General features: G+C 74.5%; 4 protein-coding genes. 2 read left to right on the plus strand and 2 right to left on the minus strand.

The window, feature by feature from the left end; genetic code table 11:
* Positions 1–1,761: 1,761 nt before the first annotated feature.
* Both tpg and tap read right to left on the minus strand, forming a co-directional pair.
* Entirely contained in the window at positions 1,762–2,307 is a 546-nt protein-coding gene (tpg, locus tag ACFV0O_RS34565) for a telomere-protecting terminal protein Tpg (protein ID WP_380347754.1), read from the minus strand.
* 77 nt (positions 2,308–2,384) lie between these two features.
* Positions 2,385–4,868, minus strand: a complete 2,484-nt coding sequence (tap, locus tag ACFV0O_RS34570) for a telomere-associated protein Tap (protein WP_380347756.1) — start codon at positions 4,866–4,868, stop codon at positions 2,385–2,387.
* A 1,258-nt stretch (positions 4,869–6,126) separates the two neighbouring features.
* On the opposite strand from tap, the gene ACFV0O_RS34575 reads away from it, so the two are divergent.
* Complete coding sequence (locus ACFV0O_RS34575) at positions 6,127–6,333, plus strand: hypothetical protein (RefSeq protein WP_380347758.1); 207 nt, start codon at positions 6,127–6,129, stop codon at positions 6,331–6,333.
* Positions 6,330–7,145 (plus strand): relaxase/mobilization nuclease domain-containing protein, encoded by an 816-nt coding sequence (locus ACFV0O_RS34580; protein WP_380347760.1) that lies wholly within the window; start codon positions 6,330–6,332, stop codon positions 7,143–7,145. The genes ACFV0O_RS34575 and ACFV0O_RS34580 overlap by 4 nt, the downstream gene beginning before the upstream one ends.
* The last annotated feature ends 218 nt before the right edge of the window (positions 7,146–7,363 follow it).

Here is a 7,363-nt window from a genome sequence, read left to right on the forward strand (position 1 = left end):
TCCGGGCGGGGGCCCGGGTGGGGGAGCCGCCCCCCGCCGACACCCGGGCCCCCGGGCCCCGGCCGCGGGGATACACCACCCGCCCGCCCGGCCCCCCGCCCTCCCGGGGGCGCGCCGCCCGCCCCCCCCACCGGGTACCCCGGCGTTCCCCGCATCCGCCCCACCCGCCCCCCCCATGCCCCCCCCCGACCAATCGGAAGGGGTGTCGGGAGCGGTCGAGGTGTCTCCTGAACCGGCCCCCGATTCGACGCGCGTCGATTCCGGGGCGGAGCCGCCCGGGGCTGCCGCGATCCCATCGGACGCACTGGCCGGCACGGTCCGGGCAGTGGAGGCCGGTGGTGTCGGTGCGTCGCCCGCCGCCTGCGCGGGGGTGGGGGAAGTCGGGGCCGCGGGGCCACCGGAAACGACGCGCGTCGATTCCGGTGAGACCTCGTCGACGCTGGTCGCGGCGGCGAGGTCCAGGGCGGAGACGGGGCCGGCCTCCGCTGGAGCCGGTCCGTCGGCGCCGGCGGGCGTGGGGGACGGGACGGCCGTGGCCGGAGCGCGGCTCGAATCGCCGCGCGTCGATTCGAGGAGGCCGTCGCCGCGGGCCGCGGCACCGGGCAATCCGACGCGCGTCGATTCCACCGGAGCGCCCTCACCGCCAGCCGAGGGGCCCGCGGAGTCCTCCCCGGCGGCGCCCTCCACGCGGGCGGCCACCATCTCGTGGCGCAGTACGTGAGCCCTGCGCACCAGGGCCTGCGCCGCGCTGATGACACTGCTCTCCAACAGGCCCAGCGCCCGGTCGCCACTCGCGTCCGGCCCACCCCGGCCGGCCTCGCCGAGCCGCTCCAGATAGCGGGCCGCGCTGCGCCGTATGCCGTCGGCCAGGCCCAGCAGCTCCTGGTCACCATCCTCCGCCGGGTCCGGAATTTCGACGCGCGACGAAATGAGGGCTTCCGCGACGGCGTTGCGCTGCTCTTCGGCGCGGCGTCGGCGGTAGGCCTTCGAGGAGCAGGAGCGGCCGCAGTAGACGGGCCGGCGGCCGGGGCCTGTGGCCCGCAACGGGGTGCCGCACTCCGGGCACGACGGCCCGGGGCCGGCGGGGGCGATTGCCCGCGCGTCCTTTTCCTCGGAGGTGTCGATTCCGCGCGCGTCGATTCCGCGTGAGAGGCCGGAGCCCCGTGCGTCGATTGCGTCCGAGGGGCCGGAGCCCCGTGCGTCGATTCCCCCGATGGAGCCGATTCCGCGCGAGTCGAAACTCTGTTCCATGGTCCGGGATCGTAGCCGTCTGCCCCGACAGGCCACGACCGGTTTGACGACCGCGCCCTGACACGCCGTCGGCCCGTCCGGAGACCGCGGTTCGCCCGGCGGCGGGTCAGGACGGCACGGCCGCGAAGAGACGCGCACCCAGCACGCACGGAGACAGACCGAGCCCGAACCCGCGGATTCCCGGGTACGGGTGCGACGGGTCAGTCCCGGTCATCCGGTACTGCCGAGGCGGCCAGACCGCCGGGACCGAGGCGACGGCGCGAAGCGGGTACGGCGGGCCGCTCGACGACGGGCCGCTCCATGACCGGGGCACGTTCGACGGCGAGCCGACGGGCCTGGCCGTCCGCCGGAACGGTCGTGGCGTCGGTTTGCTCGGAGGAAGGCAGCCACAACGGGCGCCGGCCAGAACTCATGACGGCCAGTCTCCCAGTTCCCACACCGTCCGCCGCCCGACCGCCCAACGTCCGACGGAACCGCTCGGCCGGGGCTCCGCGACACGACCCCGCAGCCCTACAGCTCCACGTCCATCCAGGCGACGTCGTTCAGCTCGACGTCGAGCCCGGCGGCGCGACGCCCGCCGTCCCCGAAGTAGTGCTCCCGCAAGGCGTCCGCGAGCAACGCCTCCTGCTCCGCCTGCGGAGCCCCGGCATCCCGCGCCGCGTAGAGACGGCGTGCCACCTCACCGGGCATCTGCTGCGTGATCACCCGGGGACGGGGGTCGTCCGTGGAGCCCCCGGCCGCGCTGAAACCGAACGTCGCGGAGATGTGCAGCATGAACCCCCGCTGCTCGGCCGCACGCCGCACACGCTGCCTCACTCGCGGCTGCCAAGCCGCCCGGACCTTTCTCTCGATGGCCTCGGCGGCAGCCGGCTTCGGGACCGCCTGCCCTTTGAGCCAGCGCTGCACGGTGCGCTGGGAGACACCCAGGTCGGTCGCGAGCCGCTTGGTCGAGCCCTTGGCCCCTCTGAGGAGGAACCGCATCCGGGCCTGGACGGACTGCGGGATCGGACGAGTCCGCTCGGCGCGCTCCAGACCCTCGTCGATCTCCCGGCTCACGCTGCTTCCTTCCCGGCCGCCGAAGCGGCGGCTACTGCTGGCTGATGGTCATGGTGCGGGCCCGTTCCCCGGTCCGGCTACTCGTCGTGGGAGACCCGGCCACCGCTCTTGATGTGCCGACCGGGATTGACTCCGTCCGCGAGCAGCTCCAGGACTTCCGGCATCGGCCGGGAGCCCTCGAACTTCACGTGCCCGGGCGACACACCCAGGCGCAGCGCGGTGGTGAGGGTGCCGTCGGGGCGGGCGAGGACGTCCGGGGCGTCCGGGCCGGGGGAGGCGAAGACGGCGCAGTCGGAGAGGACGGCGAAGGCGTGCAGGCCGGTCTCGACGGCCATCTTGCGCAGCTTGCGGTGGAAGTCGACGGTGGCGGTGTCGATGACCAGGGCCCGCATCAGCGGGTCCCAGGTCGGGCGTTCCAGGGCGGCCCAGCGCTGGCCGGGCCGGTAGCCGTGTCCTCGGGGGCGCTCGCGGAACTTGCCGACGGTGCCCTTCGCGGTCTGCTTGATCGCGGTCAGGACCGCCAGTTCCGCCGCGTCGCCCTGACGCAGGCCGGCCATGGCGTCCAGGAACGCGAACGGGTCGTGGCCGGCGAGATCGAGCGGGACACCCAGGGCTGCCATCGTGTCCAGGTAGGCCTGGCGCAGGCGCTTGTGCCACGGATCGAGGTACGGGCCGGACTCGTGGCGCAGCCAGCCCTCGGCCGGCCGCACCTCGGCGCCGAGCTCGACGGCGTAGGCGACCTTCACCGTCGAATACCAGGCCGGTCCGGTCGGGCGGGAGCCGTCCGGCGTGAACGGGCTCGGGAGCAGCGGGTCGGTCTCCACGTGTGAGAGGTCGACCAGCCAGCTGCCGGGGATCTTCTTGTCGAAGGCCGGGCTGAGCTCGTGCACCGGCTTGCTGAGAGGAAGCGTCAGCCTGCCCGCGGCCGCGAGGAAGGCCATGTTCACATCGAGGCCGACCGCGTACGGCGCGGCCTGCTCGTTCTCGCCGAAGGGGCGGTGCCAGTCCCAGGCCTCCGTGACCAGCTCGCCGTCCGCTTCGCGGTCCTCGGCGAGCGGGTGCACATCTGGGACCTCCGGCGGAGCGGGGTCGAACGCCTCCTTGGGCCGGGAGCCCTCCACCGGGCCGGAGGCCCAGCCCGCCTCGGTGCGTACCGCCCGAGTCGGCGGGCGCAGCGCGGTGACGAGTTCGAGGCCGCAGACGGCGGTGGAGCCGCGGGGGGTGAGGACGCGGGTGGCGTAGGTGCCGAGCAGGCGGGCCAGGGCCGGGGCGTCCAGGCCGTCGGGGATCTGCCAGCCGCCGGAGGCGAGGGCGCCCCAGGCGGGGACGCACAGCTGGACGCATACGCGCTTGCCGTCCTCGGGGGTGCGGTAGACGCGGGCCCAGGGGCCGAGGCCGCGCTGGGTGAGCAGCCAGCCGGCCTTGGTCAGGGCCTTCACCTGCTTGTGGGAGTCGGGCAGGCGGCCCAGGCGCGGCACGAACTCGGTCTTCTCGTCCCGGCCCATCGGCGGCAGGCCGAGCTCGGCGAGGGCGGCGTCGGTCAGCACCACCAGGGCGTCGCCGTCCTTGCCGTGCCGGTGCAGCCGGCCCTGACCGAGCTTCGTCTCCAGCGCCCACTCGACCACGTCGGCGAGTGTCCGCCCACCCGGCGCGGCCGGTGCGGGGGTGCCGTCGGCCAGGTAGGCCGCCAGGCCCCGCCCGTCCTGGGCGGTGTCCACGACCGCGAGCGGCCCGGACGGGAAGCGCGCGGCAGCCGCCGCTTCCCAGTCGGTCGCTCCCGCAGCCGTGGCGGTCTTCGCCGGGGTCTTGCGGGCGCGTGAGGGCTGTGAGGGAGCGGCCGGCCGCGACGTGCCGGTGGGGCGCGGCGCAGCCACCGGCGCGCTCCGGTGGGGCGCTCCGGCCGGGGGTGCCGGGATCTGCGGAGCGGGCCGGTGGACGGTCGTGTCGGCGGCCGGTGGGGCTGAGGCCGGCACGGCCGTGCACCGGCCGCTCATGTGCACCGGGCGGCCGCCGGAGCGGTACGGAGTCGGGCGCCCGCACCGTACGCACGGCGCGGGCGGCTCGGTGACGAGCTCCCCGGACGGGGAGCGGTCGAGCTCCACGGCCTGGTCCTGCTGCCCGCCGAACGCCGCCGGGACCACCGGGGCCGGGGCGGGAGCGGGGGAGACGGAAACCCGGGCCTCAGCAGGCTCCGCCGTGGCGGCGGGCTGCGCGGGCTCAGCCGCACCGGCCGTATCCGCAGGGCTCGAGGGCGGAGAAAGGACGAGGCCGGTGGCCTGCGCCCGGTGCAGCCATTCGGTGGGCTCCACGGTGCCGTGCCGCAGCGCCAGCGTCGCGAGGAACCGGATGTAGACCTCGCGCTTGGGCGGCCGGGGCTGCGTCGTCCCGGCCTCCCACCGCACGATCGTCTCCCGGCGGGTCTTCAGCGCGGCCGCCAGCTCCTCCTGCGTGTACTCGCCGAGCTTGCGCAGCCGCTCCCGCTCCGCAGGCATCGGCAGGTCCTCCACCAGGCGCGGACGCTCCAGCAGCGCGTCGATCGACGCGAACAGGTCATCACCCACGACCACACCTCCACCGCACACCCTAGTCTGAAAGTCACTTCTGGAACGCACATCGCTGGAGGCGCACCGAGACGTCCCTGGTGGTCTCAGGGGCGGATGCCTTGCTCAGGCGGCCGCCCGGTCGCTCCCGAGGTTCCACATGGTGTCCGGGCAGCTGGTCCGCACCTTGGAGGGGCAGCCAGGGCCGGGAGCCCGAGGCGGCCAAAGGGCCATTCCGAGCCCTGGAAGCCAGGCGTGCATTGACGGCCCTGGTCGCGCGATCGACCCCAGCCATTTCCGGGCGGCCATCACCTCGAGCGGCTGCGGTGTCCCGAACCGGATTCGCGGCATCGCCCGAAGCGGTACCGGACCGCTCGGATTCCACGCCGCCCGGATGAGGTCGGGCCGGGAGCCGGGGCCTGGCGGCCCATCCGCACCCCAGGCCCGCCGGGCGCCAGCCGTCCCCGAGGTGCAGCCTGATGTGGCAGGCGTCGCCCTTGCTCGTGGGCCACCGGAGCACGTCGCGCATCGCGCCCCGGGCCGTCCGGCCGGGAGCCGCTGCCGCTGGCGACAGCCGGGTCCCGGGGCTACTCCCGCCATCCGGCCGTGCCGACGGCGGGTAGTGGCGGTCTCGCCGTGTGACCCAGCGGTCTTCGCCAGGGCGCTTGCGGCGGAGGTCCGGTGGCGCCTGCTGTCGGCGCTCCACGGACAGCCCGCCGGCCCCAGGGGCCGACGGCCTCGCAACCGCGGCGCCGAACCCATGCCGACAGCCTGTCGGCCGGCAGCAACCGCCCGGTCATGCCGGGAGCGCGGAATCCAGGGCAGGCGAGGGATGTGACCCGGCCCGCGCACGGTGACCTCTGACGCCCCCAGCGCGAAGCCACCTCGGTCCTCCCCTGGCCCCACCCCCTGTACGACCAAAAGAGAGCGAGCTATGGCAATGCGCTTCGCTTATGGCGTTTTGAGGGGTCGTCATTCCGGGCCGGGCCGTGTATGCGCGTGTCCGTACGCTTGTCGCCGGGCCGCGTCTGCGGCAGGGCCGAGCCGCGCTGCCGACCGGTGTGCGGGGGTGGGCCGTCTCGACTGAGAGGAAGGAGCTGAAGTGGTTCGGGGGACACCTGGTCGTGCCCGCAAGCACTGCGTCAGTGTGCGTCTCAACGAGGAGGAGCTGGGGCGCTGGGAGGCGGCCCGGGACGCGACCGAGCGGAAGGAGCTGGGGGCGTGGACGCGTGCGGTCGTGGAGGAGGCTCTACAGGGCCATCCGGGGGTTCCGGGCGACGTGCCCAGGGTTCCGGAGGTCAATGAGGCGGCGTACGCGCAGCTGGTGCAGGCGGCGGCCCAGCTCAACGAGCTCGTGCGGCTGCTGCGCGGCAGCGGCCAGGCCGGCGCGGACATCGAGCAGGCGATCGCCGGTATAGGGGAGGCCGCGATGGCGGTACGCGGAATGGCGCCTGTCGAGCGGAAGCCCCGTCAGGGGTCCATATGATCGCGAAGATCACGAAAGGGCGCCGGGCATCGTCGGCCCTGCGCTACGACTTCGGCCCGGGCCGGCGTGAGGAACACGTCGACCCACGTCTGGTGGCGGGAAATGTGGTCGGCACTTCGAGCCAGGTGGCGGACATGATCGACCGCCACACCGCCTACCGCCAAGGCCTGTCCAGGCCCATCTGGCGATGCGCCCTTCGGACGGCCCCCGAGGACCGGATCATGGACGACGCCGAGTGGGGGAAGATCGCCGAGCACTACGTCCAGGCCATGGGCTACGGCCGCTGCCCATGGGTGGCGGTGCGTCACGGCGAGGACCACATCCACCTGACGATCAGCCGGCTCGGCTGGGACGGCACCCTCGTGCCGGACGGCTTCGACTTCAGGAAGTCCCGGCCGATCGTCCGCGGCATCGAACGCCGCCACCGACTCGTCAACGCGGAGCTGCGGAGCGACCGGATCGCCCCGCAGATCACCATGCAGGAACGCACCGCCAGCGAACGGCGCGGCAGCACGCATCCGGAGCGCGAGCAGGTTCGGTACCTGGTCAGGGTTGCCCGCGACACTGCGGGGGCCGGCGGTCGGCCCGCATTCGAGCAGGCGCTGGGGAAGGCCGGAGTCCTCTGGAGAGCCCACATCACCCCCGCCGGCGAGATGCGCGGCTACTCCTTCAGCGTCACAGGATGGCTGGACGCGGTGGGCACGCAGATCTGGGTGGCGGCCTCCAAGGTCGCCAAGGACCTGAGCTGGAACGAGCTGCGGGGCGCCCTCGATGGGGAACCTGCCAGGCCGGAGACGGCAGAACACTCATAGGGCGGGCCCTGCCCGTCGCTGGCGCTCCGGGCGGGCCCTGCCCGTCGCTGGCGCTCCGGGCGGGCCCTGGCCCGTCGCTGGCGCTCCGGGCGGGCCCTGCCCGTCGCTGGCGCTCCGGGCGGGCCCTGGCCCGTCGCTGGCGCTCCGGGCGGGCCCTGGCCCGTCGCTGGCGCTCCGGGCGGTTGGGGGTGGGGGCTCCTTTCGGTGCCCCCCCCCCC

Source organism: Kitasatospora sp. NPDC059577 (genome assembly GCF_042735475.1).
Classification (GTDB): Bacteria; Actinomycetota; Actinomycetes; order Streptomycetales; family Streptomycetaceae; genus Kitasatospora.